General features: G+C 60.7%; 16 protein-coding genes. 2 read left to right on the plus strand and 14 right to left on the minus strand.

The window, feature by feature from the left end:
* Positions 1 to 53: 53 nt before the first annotated feature.
* The 3 genes from V7787_RS43835 to V7787_RS43845 all read right to left on the minus strand — a co-directional run bounded on the left by V7787_RS43835 (position 54) and on the right by V7787_RS43845 (position 4140).
* Positions 54 to 2195: a putative bifunctional diguanylate cyclase/phosphodiesterase gene (locus tag V7787_RS43835; RefSeq protein ID WP_336093931.1), complete on the minus strand. Its 2142-nt coding sequence runs from the start codon at positions 2193 to 2195 to the stop codon at positions 54 to 56.
* Positions 2192 to 3151, minus strand: a complete 960-nt coding sequence (locus tag V7787_RS43840; protein ID WP_336093933.1) for a phosphate/phosphite/phosphonate ABC transporter substrate-binding protein — start codon at positions 3149 to 3151, stop codon at positions 2192 to 2194. The genes V7787_RS43835 and V7787_RS43840 overlap by 4 nt, the downstream gene beginning before the upstream one ends.
* A 134-nt stretch (positions 3152 to 3285) precedes the next feature.
* Positions 3286 to 4140: an RNA methyltransferase gene (locus V7787_RS43845; RefSeq protein WP_336093934.1), complete on the minus strand. Its 855-nt coding sequence runs from the start codon at positions 4138 to 4140 to the stop codon at positions 3286 to 3288.
* 96 nt (positions 4141 to 4236) lie between these two features.
* Here V7787_RS43845 and V7787_RS43850 point away from each other — a divergent pair, with 96 nt between their 5' ends.
* Positions 4237 to 5055, plus strand: a complete 819-nt coding sequence (locus V7787_RS43850) for an inositol monophosphatase family protein (RefSeq protein WP_336093936.1) — start codon at positions 4237 to 4239, stop codon at positions 5053 to 5055.
* 779 nt (positions 5056 to 5834) lie between these two features.
* Here V7787_RS43850 and V7787_RS43855 read toward each other — a convergent pair.
* The 9 genes from V7787_RS43855 to V7787_RS43895 form a co-directional block, all read right to left on the minus strand.
* A complete protein-coding gene (locus V7787_RS43855; RefSeq protein ID WP_336093938.1) occupies positions 5835 to 6236 on the minus strand; it encodes a hypothetical protein in 402 nt (133 codons plus the stop codon).
* A 136-nt stretch (positions 6237 to 6372) separates the two neighbouring features.
* The gene (locus tag V7787_RS43860) at positions 6373 to 6876 is read right to left on the minus strand and encodes a hypothetical protein (RefSeq protein WP_336093940.1); all 504 of its coding nucleotides are present in this window, start codon (positions 6874 to 6876) and stop codon (positions 6373 to 6375) included.
* A 118-nt stretch (positions 6877 to 6994) separates the two neighbouring features.
* Positions 6995 to 7306 (minus strand): DUF4288 domain-containing protein, encoded by a 312-nt coding sequence (locus V7787_RS43865; protein WP_336093942.1) that lies wholly within the window; start codon positions 7304 to 7306, stop codon positions 6995 to 6997.
* Between the two features lie 271 nt (positions 7307 to 7577).
* On the minus strand, positions 7578 to 7898 hold the full coding sequence (locus tag V7787_RS43870) for a hypothetical protein (protein ID WP_336093944.1): 321 nt from the start codon (positions 7896 to 7898) through the stop codon (positions 7578 to 7580).
* On the minus strand, positions 7898 to 8404 hold the full coding sequence (locus V7787_RS43875; protein WP_336093946.1) for a hypothetical protein: 507 nt from the start codon (positions 8402 to 8404) through the stop codon (positions 7898 to 7900). The genes V7787_RS43870 and V7787_RS43875 overlap by 1 nt, the downstream gene beginning before the upstream one ends.
* Before the next feature lie 2 nt (positions 8405 to 8406).
* A complete protein-coding gene (locus V7787_RS43880; RefSeq protein WP_336093948.1) occupies positions 8407 to 8655 on the minus strand; it encodes an SEL1-like repeat protein in 249 nt (82 codons plus the stop codon).
* A gap of 10 nt (positions 8656 to 8665) precedes the next feature.
* Entirely contained in the window at positions 8666 to 9022 is a 357-nt protein-coding gene (locus V7787_RS43885; protein WP_336093951.1) for a hypothetical protein, read from the minus strand.
* Positions 9023 to 9197: 175 nt separating this feature from the next.
* Positions 9198 to 9635 carry a hypothetical protein gene (locus tag V7787_RS43890; RefSeq protein ID WP_336093952.1) on the minus strand — a complete coding sequence of 146 codons (438 nt, stop codon included), beginning with the start codon at positions 9633 to 9635 and terminating at the stop codon, positions 9198 to 9200.
* Positions 9635 to 14521, minus strand: coding sequence for an RHS repeat-associated core domain-containing protein (locus V7787_RS43895; RefSeq protein WP_336093953.1), 4887 nt, complete (start codon positions 14519 to 14521; stop codon positions 9635 to 9637). The genes V7787_RS43890 and V7787_RS43895 overlap by 1 nt, the downstream gene beginning before the upstream one ends.
* A gap of 894 nt (positions 14522 to 15415) precedes the next feature.
* Here V7787_RS43895 and V7787_RS43900 point away from each other — a divergent pair.
* On the plus strand, positions 15416 to 15658 hold the full coding sequence (locus tag V7787_RS43900; RefSeq protein ID WP_336093954.1) for an XAC0095 family protein: 243 nt from the start codon (positions 15416 to 15418) through the stop codon (positions 15656 to 15658).
* Between the two features lie 184 nt (positions 15659 to 15842).
* On the opposite strand, the gene V7787_RS43905 is transcribed toward V7787_RS43900, so the two are convergent.
* Both V7787_RS43905 and V7787_RS43910 read right to left on the minus strand, forming a co-directional pair.
* The gene (locus V7787_RS43905) at positions 15843 to 16238 is read right to left on the minus strand and encodes a hypothetical protein (RefSeq protein ID WP_336093955.1); all 396 of its coding nucleotides are present in this window, start codon (positions 16236 to 16238) and stop codon (positions 15843 to 15845) included.
* Between the two features lie 122 nt (positions 16239 to 16360).
* Positions 16361 to 16687, minus strand: coding sequence for a hypothetical protein (locus V7787_RS43910; RefSeq protein ID WP_336093956.1), 327 nt, complete (start codon positions 16685 to 16687; stop codon positions 16361 to 16363).
* Between the last annotated feature and the right edge of the window lie 106 nt (positions 16688 to 16793).

The following is a 16793-nucleotide window of genomic DNA, read 5'->3' on the forward strand; positions in this document are numbered from 1 at the left end:
GCCACCACGCTGACGACGCCCCCGTCCGCAGCCACGGCAACCCTCCGCCGCGACTAAGGCAACAACGTCAAAAACTCCTGCGCATTCACCGGATGCCCCAACCAGTACCCCTGCGCCAGATCGCAGCCGCGCTCGCGCAGCACCGCGTACTGCCCTTCTTTCTCCACGCCTTCGGCGACCACGATGATCCCCAGCGAATGCGCCATCGCGATGATCGCCGTGGTCAGCGCCAGGTCGTCCGGGTCGCGCAGCACGTCGGCGACGAAGCTGCGGTCGATCTTGACCCCGTCCACCGGCACCCGACGCAGATGGCTCAAGCCGGAGAAGCCGGTGCCGAAATCGTCCAGCCACACCTTCACGCCGCTGGCGCGCAGACGCGACAACAAATTGCTGGCGTGGGTTTCGTCGCCGATCACCGCCGTCTCGGTCAGCTCCAGATGCAGATGCTCGGCCGGCAAACCGGTCTCGTGCAGGCAGGCGGCGACCACATTAGGCAGATCGCCAGTGCGCAACTGACGCGGCGAGACGTTGACCGAAACGAACAGCGCCGGAGCGCCCGGACGCGCGTCGTGCCAGTTCACCGCGTCCTCGCAGGCCGCGCGCAACACCTGCGGGCCCAGGGTTTCGATCAGGCCGCTCTGCTCGGCCACGTCGATGAACACCGACGGCGCGATCAAGCCCTGCTCCGGATGCTTCCACCGCAACAGCGCCTCGGCGCCGACCATCGCGCCGTCGCCCAAGCGGAACACCGGCTGATACACCAGACTCAACTCGCCGCGATCCCAGGCGCCGCGCAACTCGTGTTCCAGGTGCACGCGCCGCTCCACCGCCTGATCCATCGCCCGACTGTAGAAGCGGAAACAATTCTTGCCGGCGACCTTGGCCTGATACATGGCGATGTCGCCGTTCTTCATCAGCGCGGTCGCGCCGGAGGCGTCCTCCGGATACAGGGTCACGCCGATCGACGTCCCCAGAAACACCTGCCGCTCGTGCACCACGATCGGCTGCCCGAGTTCGGCCACCAGCACCTCGGCCAGATGAGTGGCCATGGTCCGCGCCTCGCCGTTGCGCTCGCGGCTGCCCTCGACCAGGATCACGAACTCGTCGCCGCCGAAGCGCGCGAGCAAGGCGCGCTCGCCGCCGATCCGGCGCACGGTTTCCTCGATCCGCTGGGCGAACTGCAACAGCACTTCATCGCCGGCGTCGTGGCCCAGGGTGTCGTTGACCCGCTTGAAATCGTCGATGTCGGCGAACAGCAGCGCCAGCTGACCGCCGTCGCCGCGCAGATGCAGCAGGCGTTGATCCAGCGCTTCGCGGAACGCCAGCCGGTTGGCCAGCCCGGTCAGGGCATCGGTATAGGCCATGCGGCGGATATCGCGGTCGTGCCGGGCCAGGCTCTGGCTCATCTTGCCGAAGGCGCGCATCAAATCGCCGACTTCGTCGTTGTGGCGGCCGGCGGCGGGAACGTGATCGAACTGGCCGAATTGGCCGTCCTCGATCGCGCGCGCGGCGTCGGCCAGCTCGCGGATCGGTTTGACCAGCCAGCTCTGGATCAGCCACACCATCAGCGCGCCCAGCGCCAGCAGGCCGATGCTGAGCAAGCCCACCCACAGCAATTGCAGCCGGCCCAGCGCTTCCAGGCGCTGGCGCAGCTTGTCCAAAGCGCTGTCCTGGTACGTGCGCATGGCCTTGAGGTCGTAGCCCACCCGCACCCCGCCCAGCCGCTGCTGGCCGATCTTGATCGGCGCGGACACGTCGAAGGTGTTCTCGCCCCACTGGGTGTCCATGGCCCGCGCGGCGACGATGCGCGCGGCCATCGGATCGTCCATGCGCTTGCCGTAGCTGGGAATCTCCTCGCTGCCGTCGTGGACGATGTTGCCTTCCAGGTCGTAGACCACCACGTAGCGCACGCCGGGGTTGGTCATCGCCGCGCGGCTGATTTCGCCGATCGCGTCCAGGTCGAAGTAATAGACCGGGTTGGTCAACGAGCCGGCCAGTTGCGCCACCTCGCCCTCGCCATGGCGGCGCAGGCTTTCGACGAAGCTGTCGCGCATCGCATCGCGGCTGACGTCGACCACTTCGCTCTGGATCCGCTCCTGCCGCTGCAACAGCAGCAGGATCAGCACCGCCACCACCAGGAAGGCGACGCCCATGATCGACAGGAACTTGGCCTGCAAGCCGGCGCGCAGTCTCATTCGACCTCCGCCCGCACCCGCGCCACGCCCGTGCCGATCCGGTCCAGGGCCTGTTGCGAGGCCGGATCGATCGGCATGAACCGGGTGGTCTTGAAGAACCGCAGCAAGGCCTCGCCGGCATCGGGATCGCCGGCGGCGTCGATCAGCACCTCGCGCAAGCGCGCGGCGACCTTGGGGTCCAGATCGTTGCGCACCACTTCCACCGCGCGCGGGTACTCGGGGCTGCGGCCGATCTCGACCAGATCGCGGCGGAACGCATCGGGCACCCGGCGCGGATTGCGCCAGTCCAGATTGCTCATCACCCCGGCGTCGACCAGGCGCTTGTGCACCCAGGTCGAGATGTTCAGTTCCGAGCGCGCGAACAGATAGCCGACCCCGCCGCGGTTGATCCGGTCGGTCGGCGACAGCAGGATTTCCAGGCGCAGGCCGTGCTCGAGCAAGGTCGCGGCCGGGACGAAGTAGGCGCTGGTCGAGGACGGCCGCTGAAAGGCGACGTTGTGCCCGCTCAGATCCTCCAGCGAACGCAGCCCGCTGTCGCGGCGGGCGAAGAACACCGTGTGATAGTGACTGACCCCGTCGCGCTCGGTCAGCAGCATCGGCCTGGCGTTGGCGCGCTGGTGCAGCAGCATCGCGGTGCCGGCGGTCTCGCTGACCCAATCGACCCGGCCGCGGCGCAGGTAGCTGCCCATCTGCTGGGCGTCCTTGGCCATCAGGATCCGGCCTTCGCGGATGCCGACATCGGCCATGCGCGGGACCACATAGTCCAGCAGCGGCTTGAGCTGCTCGTAGTGGGCCTTGGGGTCGTCGCTGATCCGGCCCAGCACCAACACGTGGGCGTCGCCGGCCTCGGCGTGGGGATGCTGGTCGTGACCGTCGTGCAAAGCCGCAGCCGGGCCGCATGCCCCCAGCAGGACAAGCCCGAACAGCCAACCCAAACCCCGTGCGTTAGCGATCAACTGTGCTCACCTGACTGTGTTCACCTGATCGGATTGCCCGCGCAGCGTAATCGAAACCGCGGCCTTGCCGATACCGTCCCTGTTTCCCCTAGCCGGCCCGGACGCGCACCCGGCGTCAATCCGGGTGGACGCGCTCAGCGCCGCTGCCCGGCCAACATCGCCATCCGCTCCACGTCGGCCAACACCCCGCGCAGCAAACGGATCTCGCGCTCATCCAGGTCCGCGCGCAGAAACAGCCGGCGCAGCTTGCGCATGGCCGACTCGGGCGCGCGGCCCTTGTGGAAGTCGATCGCGTCCAAGGCCTCGCCCAACTGGCCGAAGAAGCCTTCCAGTTGCGCGTGCGAGGCCGGCGGGTCGCGCCGTTCGAACGCGCCGCCGGCGGCGTTGGCGGCCAGCGCGGCCATGCGCAGCTCATAACTGAGCACCTGCACCGCCGCGGCCAGATTCAAGGAGCTGTACTCGGGATTGGCCGGGATGTGCACGGCGGCGTGGCAGAGCTGCAATTCCTCGTTGTCCAGGCCGGTGCGCTCGCGACCGAACACCAGCGCCACCTGGCTGCCGCCCCGGGCGCGGGCATCGGCGCGCGCGGCGGCCTCGCGCGGGGCCAGCTCCTCCAGCGCGATCCGCCGGCTGCGCGCGGTGCAGCCCAGGACGAAGTGGCAATCGGCGACCGCCGCGGCCAGATCGGGCAGCACCACCGCGGCCTCGAGCACGTCGTCGGCGCCCGCGGCCAGGGCGTAGGCGTCCCGGTCCAGCGGCTTTTCCGGCGCGACCAGGACCAGCCGCGACAGGCCCATGGTCTTCATCGCCCGCGCGGCCGAGCCGATATTGCCGGGGTGCTGGGTGCCGACCAGGACCACCCGCAAGTGGGCGGCGGCCGGATCGGGGGTGGCGGCCGGGCCGGGTTCGGGCGCGTCGGCCGGGCTGGCGGGGTTGGCGGAATTGGGCGCCTGCGCGCCCGGCGGTTCATGGCGGGGATCGTGGTTCATGCGCAAATGGTAAACTCCCCGCCCCGGCCACAGGCGCCGGCCCGCTCTTTATCCCCGACAGTCCTTCCCCACCTCATCCGTTCGAGGCCGCAAGCCATGCAGAAACCCGCCGTCACCCTCATGGTCAAGGCCGCCCGAGCCGCAGGCAACGTCCTGTTGCGCCACATGCACCGCGTGGACGCGCTCAACGTCGTCGAGAAGGACCGCATGGACTACGCCAGCGAAGTCGACCGCCTAGCCGAAGCCGAAATCATCAAGGAATTCCGCCGCGCCACCCCGGACTACGCCATCCTCGGCGAAGAACACGGCCCGCTCGGCCAATCGCGCTACACCTGGGTGATCGACCCGCTCGACGGCACCAGCAACTACCTGCACGGCATTCCGCACTTCTGCGTGTCCATTGCCCTGTGCGAGAACGGCGAACCGACCCATGGCGTGATCTTCGATCCGCTGCGCAATGATTTGTTCACCACCAGCCGCGGTAGCGGTACGCAGCTCAACGAGAAGCGCGTGCGCGTGGCGGATCGTAAGGATCTGACCGGGGCGATGCTGATCACCGGGTTCCCGCCGCGCGAGCGGGCTCGGGCCAGCGCTCACCTGAAGTGCCTGGACAATTTGCTGGTCGATGCTGAGGACGTGCGCCGTACGGGTTCGGCTGCGCTGGATCTGGCGTATGTGGCTTGCGGGCGTGCCGATGCTTACTTCGAAGCCGGGTTGAAGCCGTGGGATGTGGCGGCGGGCGTGCTGATGGTGCGCGAGGCTGGCGGCAAGGTCAGCGACTTCAAGGGGCGCTCGACTGGGCCGATGGATAATCGGGGGTTGGCGCCGCGGCAGATTGTGGCTGGTAATTTGAAGATTGCTGATGCGTTGCAGAGCCGGATTGTTAATACGGGGTATGCGGCGGCGTTCGATTGATGCTTGAGTGACCGCACCGAATAGGTGCGAACTATCGCCCATGAAAACGCCGCGATTATCGCGGCGTTTTTTGTTCTGGTTGCTCGACGCCGACATTGCGGCCGACGCCGCACAACGGCTCTCGGCCGTTCGAATCCGCGCCTTAGACCGGCAGAAGGCCGCATGCGGGCCAGAGTTGATCGCGAAAAGAAGGGACCTGCTGCCGGAGGTTTTCAGACAACTCTCAAGGCACTTATTCCGGAACTATTGGCAGTTCGCTGTCGTGGCGGCCAAAGACTCCGCAAGCGCTTTGGAGTTGCTATCCGACCTCTCGAAGGAGAGCCAAATTTCAACTGGCGTCTGGCTCGGACGCTTCCTTTCGCGCAACCCTACTACCACGAAAGCCGAAACGTCCGGATCCTCCCATAGATAGATCGTGACCTCGCCGCGAGTAAGCGCAGGCAATTCAGTTCGCCTTCCCCGTGCATGGTCCACCTGAGGCCCATACCCTACTTCGTACGACACCTTGGCCGAGTCCGTACGCAGAGTTCCGAAATCCGAATCGATGCCTCTTCGACCGATGTCCTGCATCAATTCGTCTGCCCTCATGGCACAGATGCCATAAACATCGCTAAGCACCACCTGCCTCCCCGCTTTCGGCAGAGCAGGAGAATCGTTCACCGCACACGCGCTCGCTAGCGCGAGCCAGCCGAGCACCCCTGCAACGCGTATAGCGCTATTCACAGCGACATTCCCTTCCAGGACGAACAACGTCCTTAGCGCAAGGATCGAGAAGCCAGTCAATGTCGACCTGCTAAGGACGAACGAATACACGCTGATTTCAACCGACTCTCCACATCGGCAGCCACGTCATAGCGCCCGACCAGCAACTGCACCGTCTCGCACTCTACGCTGGCCTCGCCCCCATCGGGAATTGCATAAATGCCTCCATCCCCGCGAGTCACGCCTAAAGCCATCCAAACCCGTCGCCCGTTTCTATCCAGCACTCCTGCCACTAAGCGCCCATGACGCGTTTCCGGAACAACGGCAGCGCGATCATCGCGTCGCTCGAACTCCAAGCCCTGAAGCGTTGCGTAAACAGGCTTTTCTGAAAACTCGCCGTGGCGCAAAGGCGACAGAATCCGCCAGACCACACCCAGCACCAAAACAATTCCGAATGCAGCAAGGAATACTTTCTTCATTCATCGATCTCCAGGCTATCGTGGCGGCGTCTTCCATCCTGACGGTCCAATCCCGACGCTGCCCGATCGCGACCAGTCGCAATCGACGGCGCACCGTGTCGTGCCGCGAAATCGGAAGATCGCGCTGAAAACAATGTCAGCGCCCGAAATCAGACCGATGCCCCGCCTGACCTTTGGCGATTTCCAACAACATCGCCATACCGTTCGAAACGATTTCCACCGCGATGTCCACATCCGAATCGCCGATCTCGTATACACCGAAGTCGATCATCTCCCCACCCGATGCCGACGCGAAAAAATGGTCGTAGCTGTCTTTGAACGACTGCTCGCCAAGGTCGAACGACATGCCGAGACCCGGCCCAAAACTCGCTCGGACGTCGATCAGCATGTTCCAGCAGTTGATCACGTCATCGGCGCAAACAGCCTTTCTTGCGACCAGCGCCGTCAACAAGCGGTCGAGATCGAATACCACGGGCTCATCGAAGCTCAGCCCATCCTGCGCCGCCGAGCATTGTTCAAGAAGGGATGCCTTCGTGTTGGCTGACACCAACACCCCCAGCCACTTGAACAAGGCCTCTTTCTGCTCATCGGTTGACCGCCATCCAAGCCAAACATCTCTTCCTTGGACGATGAAATGCACCGGATATATCACCATCGTTCCCACTCGACTGTTCAGATGAGGCGACTTTCATGCCAGCGAAAGCTTGGGACGCTCTTGTTCTTCAGGCCAAAACCCTGGCTGAAACCTGGGCGATTCATCAAAACCTACGGGAAAGACTGGCAACCTCCGACGCTGTAAGGAATCTCGAAAACACTTCCGTACCGCTGCCGATCGCATCCACCTGCAACTCACAAATTCGCTCCAGCCTTACGAATACCCACTTTATTTCTTCACCATCAGAATTCCGATACGAGTGTTCGTTGGAAATGGCGATTCTGCGCGCAGCCAGCTCCGCCTCAGATGACGAGATGTCTTGAATCAGGTAGATCGACTCTTGCCATAAGTTCGCATCTGCGTTCTTTCCGGTGTGGCGGCCTTCAAATAAAGCGGAAGCTGCGAACCATGTCATGCCTCGAATCTCCCGATCGCGACTGATTGCAATCCAAGGAGGATCGTAGTCCGTTGCGGCGACTCGGGGTAGTGCCGAACAAACGCGTAGCCTTGAAGAAATGTAAAACGCCGCACGCGCCTTCGCGCGAAAGACGCCACTACCCCTGCAACCTTAATTCAGCCAAATCAAGACTGACATCGATCCATACCGAACCAATCACCAGCCGGGCAAACACCTAACGGACGAGATGGCGATTTCCGCACTCGCGCTGCGCCTTATGACCGCGCGGTCACTGCCTACCACTGCATCGAGTCAGCTCTCTTGAATGAGCAATCGTCCCTCTGAAGTCACCCTTCGCATCGAATACATCAACAGTATCTTTGAACAAAGCGTAAGCCTCTAGAACGTCGTGATAAAACCCACGCTTATAGGCGTCGTTTATCAAAAAAGCGGCCATGCATCTATTCCTCGAGCGCGCCACCGCTTCTTTCGCGAACACCCAATGCCAGAAACCGCCCTCTTTTTTGCCGATCAAGAAGGCGAGGAATGCCAGCAGAAAGGCAGCTCCGCACTTCGCCATGGCCGCCAACTTCCTCGGCCCGACATCCATTAACGAGAGGACTCATTCTTCGAGCGCGCAATTTCGCGAGCGGCATCTACGTTCCCCTGCTTCGCCGCCTTGCCGAGCCAGTACCTTGCCCTGGCGCCCCATATGTCCGCATCGGGTTTTCTCAAGTACAGCATCGCGACATTGTATTGCCCAACATCGCTGCCGTTCTCCGCAGCGATCAAAGACCAAAATTCGAAGCTATTCGAGCCTTCTGGGAACTTCATATACCAGGCGGCCAACCTCAAAGCCTCCACCTTCCCGCCTGCAAGCGCTTTGCGTTTGAGATCTTTGATCTCCTCGCTCTTTGGCATTTTGAACTCTGCGTTCTTTTCCGGCACCACCTCGTGCTTATGCTCAACGGCATGAGCGCCTAAAAAAAACAGCAGTAGCAGCACAACCAAAGTAACTCGGTGCATTTTGCCACCCGTTCTCTGAAGATAAAAAGCCAGCCAGGCGCCCACAGCATTCGGGATCACCCTCCCGCCTTTTTTTGAGGAACGCTCCACGGCTAACTTCTTCTCAACCTTATATCGGCCTTGTCTTTCGAATAGACCGCAGCTGCCAGGAAGATCGATCGAATCCGAAGACCCACCCCTTTAAACCACCTACCGTCCTGACGCTCTAAGAACGAGACGAAAATAAATGCGTAGATGCTTCCCTGAGCCATCGCCTTACCGTACCAGTGCCTAGCCTTCTCCAGATCGCGCTGTACGCCCAGCCCGAAATGATAGAGACGGCCGAGCATCAATTGCGCCACGAGATGATCGTTACCATCGGCGACCCTTTGGTAGTAGCCGAATGCCGTTCGATAGGCACTCGGCTCGCCTGCCTGCCTGCCCTCTGGAATAGTAGATTCGAGCTGCGCCCAGCATCGCCTCCACAAGCCCAATCTCATTAATCGCATTTTCGTAACAATGAAGCGCTTTCTCCAGATCGCGCAACTGCCCGTTCGATCCATCTTCGTACATGCAAGCCAAATAGAACCAGGCTTCCGCCACGCCCTGTTGCGCAATCTCCTTGAACTCCAAGTAAAGAGCTAGAGATCGATCACCACCGTCGAACAAGCGGATCGCGCCTTCGAGGCGACCGGCGGGCCCAGCGGGGAAATTTAGCAACTTGCTCATCAACTATTCCCTTGGCACTCTTCGACCTCGCGTTCTGCCTACCGCATCACTAATGGTGTACCTCCTGAACTCTAGCGCGCGCAAACGCATACTTAGTGAGCAGAACCTCCCAAACCCAATAGGATCGAAAACCATGACACTTCAAATTTAAATCCGCTTCACAAGCTCAAAGCTGTCAGGAGCGCACCTCTATCACTCCTTTGGCCTCAATCGGAATTATCCATGATTCACCAAGATTATTTTTTGCCACAACCTGATTCACCTCAAGCGAAACATGTTCAAACGGATTAGAGAAATCGAAAAATGCTATCCAGCGAATTCGGTTTCCAAGATTTTCAAGTAGCGCAACATAGCCATCACCACCCATGCCACACTCACCAACAACCGCCTTAAGTCCGAGGTCAATATTTGCAGCCTCCATTAATGGGCTGCAACTAGTCCACTCCGTATCATCGCCAAGAGTAGCCTGTTCGTCTTCACGTATGCGAAGACGCAAGGGTGAATCCCGAGGGGCATCCACAGGATGAACCGGCCAAACTGCTCCATCTGGAAAAATAATTCCATTTAATATGGGAATTCTTTCCTCTTGCCAATATTTGACTAAAACGCTCATTAGGGTTTCCTGGGCATAGTAATTGGCTGCTGAGAAAGTCCACCGTTAGGGACGGCGCCACCATTTCTCAAGTTTCGTGGATCTGCAAAACGCTTTTGGAACTCCGCTTCCCATTTCGCGCCACTTACAACCTCGACCGGGATAGCATCCACCCCTGCCTTTTGTGCCGCCAGCAGTCTCCGATTGTCAAATGAAACCCATCTCCCCTCTCGCTCCATGACACGAAGTGCGTTGGAGCCCGACCAGTTCCATAGGCCTGCGGCCATATCCTCCGTATACTTAATCACATTAGAACTAACCGTGCGTTGCGAGAAGTTAACTTGGAACGGGCTTATTAGTGGCGCCAAGGGAAGTTGCGCAGTGTTTTTACACACTTGGTAGGCGGCGCCCCCACCAAGAGAGGTCCCCGCGACAGCCTCTGCCGCTCCACTCACAACAGCACGTGCCGTAATCGGATTTGCAAAAGACCACAGCGCTACTCGTGCACCAACAATCGCTGTGACCCCAACAGCAGCCCCGACAGCAATAACGTACCCGGGGCCACTGCTCTTAGGCGTCTCCCATGAGACCTTGTGCCCTCCATTATTTCCAGAGAAAGGCAACTCCAATCCACGCGGATCCGTTAGCGATAGAGGCCGTCCTGCAACATATCCATAGGTACTGATGCCGCCTTCTTGCCCAATCGGATCGCTTTGAATGTATCGCCCCGCAGCGGAATCGTAGTCTCGGAAATAGTTGTAGTTCAATCCGGTATTAGGGTCATGCCGCTGACCTGGGAACCGCATATTGAATACAAACGCAGCGCCGTCCAGATCCGGATCTTGGTTCGGCGCGTTGTTGCCAAACACCTCGCTCTTGGTATCCCACGCCCAGATAGCGACGTTGCGCACCGAGTCAATCACAGCACGCGGCGTACCCAGGTGATCCGGCTGGACATACTTCAATGACGGGTCCGCCCCCGCTCCGACCAACAGCCCGGCCGGCGTATCGTCCATCCAGATCGCCTGCTGAATCGCCGCCCCAGTGCTGTCGTAATCGCCAATCCACTGCCCGCCTTCGTCATACAGCGTGTAGGTCGTAACTGGCCCGGTATCGGCATTGATCGCAGCCACCCGCTCGCCGATGGCGTTGTAGCGATAGCCCATCTTCACCACGCCACCCAGCTTGACCTGCTTCATCCGGTCGTTGGCGTTGTAGACGAACTCCTTAGCGGTGCCGCCGATGCTGGTGGTGTTGCCGACCGCGTCGTAGCCACGACTGACCGGGCCGACGCCGCTCAGGCGATGGTTGGTCGCTGCGTAGTTATAGGTGTCTGTGATTCCTGTGTGCAGCAGGCTGGTCCGATTGCCGGTCTTGTCGTAGCCGTAGGTTTCGAGCGCAGTGTTGCTCGCGCCGTCGCGGGTCACGGTCAGGCGACCCAGCGGGTCGTAGTCGTACTTGGCTTGGGTCGCGGTGTTTTGGCCATCCTTGAGCTCGACCAAGTCGCCAACGGTGTTGTAGCCATAGCCCAGCGACAGGCCGCCGCTGGCCGGGTCGAACACGGTCTTCGGGCGATAGTCGAGGTCGTAGCTACGGCTCAGGGTGCGGCCGTTGCCGTAGGTCCAACCGGTGACCGGGCCGAACGGTTCGTAGGTAGCGTTGCTCAACAGCACGACGCGAGCGAGGCCCGGCGGTTTGACGCCGATTTCCTTGATCCGCGCCTGGGTATCGCGAACGTAGTCGACGACGCTGCCATTGGGATACGTCACCGTCCGCAAGTGGCCGGCGGTGGTGTAGCCGTAGCGCAGCAGGAAGCTCTTGCCTGCAACGATCTGCAGCTTGCGCACGACTTGGCCGAAGCGGTCGTAGCAGTACTTCAGCTCGGTGCCGTCCGCGCGCATGGCGGTGACACGGCCTACTGCGAAGGTTTCGCCAGCCGCGCATTCCGCGTTGACGGTGTCGTAGTCGTATTCGACATCGGCCGGGCCGGCGGCGGTGTAGAAGATCGCCTTCGGACGGTTGAGTTCGTCGTAGGTGTAGCGATGCGCGACGGCGTCGTTGGCGTCCTTCTTGGTCGCGAGCAAGCCGCCGGCGTTGTAGGTGTAGTCGGTAACGCCGGTGTCCGGGCTGGTCAGCTTGGTGCGGTCGCCAAAGCCATTGTGCAGGTAGACGGTGTCGAGGCGCTTGGGATCTTTGACCTTGCTGATCTGGTCGAACGCGTTGTATTCCAGATTGGTCTCGACGTTCAGACCGCCCACGTCTTGCATCGTGGTGATGAGACGGTTGAGCGGGTCGTAGGTCTGATCGGTGTTGCGCAGCAACGCGTCGGTGGTCCGGTCCTGATTTCCGTTCTTGTCGTAGCGGAAGCCAGTGGGGTTCTGCGAGGCGTCCTTGAGCGTTTCCAACTGGCCCAGGACGTTGAACACCCGCGACAGGGTTTGCTTGAGTGTGCCGCTGGCGGTCTTGGTGTCTTCCTGCTTGCGGTTGCCGGCCAGATCCAAGGTGTAGTGGATGAAGTTGCCGGCGTTGTCGGTGATGTCGGTCAGGCGCTGGGCCGCGTCGTAGGTGTAGCTGGTGGCGACGTTGCCCGGCAGGGTGATCTTTTTGACCAATCCGGTCGGCCAGTGTTCGACCCGGGTGATGCGGTCGTCGGTTTCCACGGCGTTGTCGGCGCCGCGGATCTTGGTGGCGGTGAGCCAGCCGCGCGCGTTGTATTCGTAGTCGGTAACCACACCGTTGGCATCGAGGATCGATAGCGGACGACCGTGTGGGTCGTAGCCCAGCACTTCAGTGGCGCGGTTCTGCGCGTTGATGGTCTTGCGCAGATCGCCCTTGCGGAAGGTGCACAACGCGGGCTGGGTGGCGCAGGTGCTGTCGTCGCTGGAGAAGTACTCGAAGCGGGTCAAATCGCTTACGTCGGAGCGCGGACCATCGATGAACTTGGGCAGGCCGAGGATCGGGCAGTTGCTGTTGGCAGCGGCGACGTCCGCGGCTTCACAGTAAGCGAAGTTGGTACCGCGGGTTTCGCCGGTGATCGCATCGCGCACGGTGATCGAGCTGGGTTGCAGGCGCGCGTTGCGGACGATGCGGGTTTCGCGGTTGGCGATGGCCGAGAAGATCGGGCGATTGCTGGCGATGTCGTGGCGTTGCAGGCTGACGCGCTGTTGCGGGGTGCCGATGGCTTCGGTGGTGGTCACGGTGCGCGCGGGTGCGCCGGTGACCGAGTCGTTGGCTTCCGCGTAGGTGTACTCGGTTCTGGCGTTCCTGCGGTCGGTATCACTGGCGGGTCGACCCCGGAAGTCGCCGCTCTCACTGTTATAGGTTCGCCCCGCCGTGCCGCGCGGGTCGATCCATGTACTCACGCGAGCCGGCAATGCGCCGGTTCGCGCCGTGAGCCCATACGTAGTTTGGTGACCCAGCGAATCGGTTACCAGCGTGCCGCCCTGCGGAAGATAGCTCAGGGTGACGCCGTCTTTTCCGCCCTCGTGCTGACTGGACGTCACTCGGCCCTTGTTATCGTAGGCGAAGGTGCTGTAGCGGATGTTTCCTTCGATGGTCACACCGGTCAGGTGACGCGGGAAACGGGCGTCTTCGTAGTGGTACTTACGAAAGCTATTGCCGGGAAAGGTAACCGTCTCGACTTGCCGGCCAGCCGTGTAGGTGTAGCTAGCCAGCGTGCTCCCTGCGGACGTGATCGAGGTGATCAACGCGTCCCCAGAACTATCGGCGTAAAGGAACTGCAAAGAGCGGCCGGTTGAATGCGTGACTTTATCCAGACGACCGGATGAGTCATAGGTGTATACAAGTGCAGTGCCGTCTTCAGCACGCTGCTCCACCAGACGACCCTTGCTATTGAACGTGAGAACATCGCCTTCTCGGTGCAATACCCACTGCGCACCCGATGCAATCACCCGATCGCCGCTGTCATCGGCAGCAAAATAGGCGCTCCCGACCTTCTTGAAACGCGCCTGATAGCCTGCGCCACCGCTCAAGCTAAGCGTGTTGGGAGAGATGCTCAGTCGAAGGTCCAGCGAATGAGTCCAGCCGACACCGAAGCCGCCAGAGAATGCGCCGATGATCGAATGGTAGCTTCGCCCCAGAGCAATCCAGCCCAGATCGAAGTCGGTTTGATGCTCGATCTTTTCTCCGGTCTTAACGTTGCAGGGATTTCCGACTTCATCGCACTTTTCGATTATTTGATTCGTGGTGACGGTTGCCGTGAAGTCCTCGCCCGCGCAAGCCCCATATTCGTTCTTCCAGTTGGTATAAGGTTTAGGGCATTGCATGCGACGCATGCGCGTCAGCTCCGCCGTGCCCTGTTGATCCTTCACGCATGGGTGTTGCGCAGTGTTGTCGCCACTGAAGTGCAAAACGGTGTAGTTACGGGACTCCATCATCCCTGCGTAAGATGGATCGGGCGGCGTCCACGCGTTGTCCGGTGTCGCCTTCGCCGTGGCTGGACAGGATGGATTTAGGTCGTTGTAGAACGCCTCCGCCTCAGCAACCGATTGCTGCTCAGTTGGATAGAGCATTCCACTCCCAAACCCGGTGTCGTATTGCCAATCCGGATCCAATGGCGCCGTCAACCCCATCCAATAAGTGATGTTGGTTTTCCCGTCATCGGTAACGGTGGGAGCGCCCTTGATGGCGTCGATATGCGGGTACGGGTTAGGAGCCCCTGGAGGCAGTTGACTGGGAGACGGTAGCGCCTTGATCCCCTCAGCCGCTTCCGCTTGCGTGTTGTAGGGGGTGGCTTGACCGGTTGGCGCAGTGATCTGCCACTTGATCTGAACCTCGCCCTCTTGCGCACTCGCGTAGGCGCTGCTTAAAAGCAGACCCAGCCAGGCAACGTGTCGAATCCAACTCTTTGTTCGCACATTGCGACCTGATTCAAGAGTGGGCGTCATGCGACGAATCCTTGTGAACATGGCTATTTCCCAAAATCAGTGGGGGAAGATGTTTTCGGCGGTCAGTGAACGAACACAGGTACCCGAAGCGCCAGCGCTTCAGGTGCATAGATGCGATGAGAGGGTTCGATTTGCTTATGTGGCCCGTCCCGGAGCATCACGGGCAGCGGCGAAGCGATCGATGGCAAGTCCATTTGCACTGCTCCATGTAGTCCAGACCGTTATAGCGGTCGTGCGTCGCTGCTGATGCGACACGCCGGCGGGTTCGTTGCCGGGCTTTGCGCTAAATACTCCGTCGCGCAAGGAAGTGTCTACACGAAGTTTGTCGTGGCGTGACGCAGAACTCGTTATGACAAGTTCGGTACGTGGTGGGCACCCAGCAGAACCTGGAAACGATGAATGACTTCTACAGCGCCACATCCACCATAAATGTGTACTTAGCAAGATCCTTTCATTGAGCCAACTTCGTGTGCATACCGATACGGAGCCAGGCCACTCCAAATTGAAACGAGAGCAGATAGGGTTTCCCAGTGAAAACTGGCGCACTCACGACACGAAGTTCGAACCAATAGATTCACTTCAAGGCACACATTGAAGTGAGGCTCGCAAGCTGTTCGCATTTACCCGTTGACAGCTGATTTTCCAGCTATCAATCTCGGCCACGGAGCCTAGAAACTCTCGAACAACGGTACCCACCTACGTCAATCGGTGGGCTTTTTTTGCCTGCACCCCAGGGTGCGGACAAACCGGCGTGAGTTTGCGTCGGGAGAGCGGCTAATAAAACACCCGCAAGGGAAATACGCCCGCCGTTTGTTCGCGGTTTCTAGCCTCCCGACATCCTGCCAGCGCATCCGCGCTGCGCGGGTCATCCGTCCATGGACAAGGAACGCGCTCATGCCACGAAAAACCTCGCCCACACCGCGCACGCGGACCGTGGTCGTTCCTCTCGATACCTTCTTGGCCCTGCAAGCCTTTCACGATGAACTGATCGGCATCGCCGGCACCATCGACCCGCTCACTGCACCCGCGCCCGCTTTCGCCCAACGCGATCAATCCCGCCGCAACGCTCTGGCACAAGTGTTTTGGCTCTGGGCCGAACAGATGGATCGCAACCTCAAGACCATGCGCCCAACCTGACCCGAGCACACCGCAGGCGCGACACCCTCTACTCCACGCCGGCCCTACCGGGGCAGCCCCCGGCGTTCTTGAATCGATGCCCAAGCTCTCCGACGACAAGCCGCATCGAACGACTCCGATACCCACGCTTTTCGCGTGATTCAGTAGCGACAATCCCAGCCGGGCTGAAATCCGGCCGCCGCATTCAAACCGGTCTACGACGGGTAATGAACATCCGCGGCCGATGAATCTCCGCTACCCGCTCGCACAGCCGACGAACCTGTTCGGGTGTCAGGCCGGGAGTCAACACAACCGAATCGCCCTCCAACTCGAACACCTGCGCAAACAGGCTCGAATTCGACAGCAGTACCGACAACGTGCTCCAACCTGTCCCCCAAAATCGTTTCGAGTTCGAAACCATCGTCGGCATCCGACTGCGGCTACTCAACCAGCTGAGCAAATTGATGCAGACCGTACGCAATGGCATCGCCCCGATATCCGCCTCGACCGACTGCAAAAGCGCAGCTTGCCCTGTGCCGACGTACTCGGCCATGGCGTGAATCAACCGTTCGGCGTGAGCGTGATCGCTGCTCTCGTTCAAGCTCAAAAATCCTTCTGCATTGCGATCGGAAGAGCGCCACCGAGCCAAGGCTGCGCCCCGATGCGCGCGCGACGCCCCTTGCCACACGTTAGGAAACTGACGTGTGGATACATATCGACACCTTATGCGTCCGCGCTGTCGAACTCCATGCGTTCGGCGGTAATAGCGATGAAACCACGAACCAAATTCAGGCAAGTCGTACCCGGACCCGGCGAAGGCACCCAGTGGCTGATGTTGCCGGCCCGGGCGTTGGCGCTCAGCTCATCCAGATCGGCGGTGACTTGCGTTCTGATCACCTGAAAGAACTTCAGTCGCGCCTCGACGCGCGTGTCGGCGTCGCTCGATGGGTAGTAAGCGACCGCGATGGTGACGCTGCGCTCGTGGTAATCGGTCGACAGCGAGAGCAGATTCGCGTCGTGCAGTTCGATTGCATCTAGCGAGGTAAGCATGTTCTTCAAAGGCCCTCCCAACAGGCTTAGCATAGCGCTGTAGGCGATGCGGATTTGAGCGCCGACTGCCAACAGAAAAAGCGCCGCGGGCGCCGGACCCCGATTC

The organism is Pseudomonas sp. CGJS7, assembly GCF_036961695.1.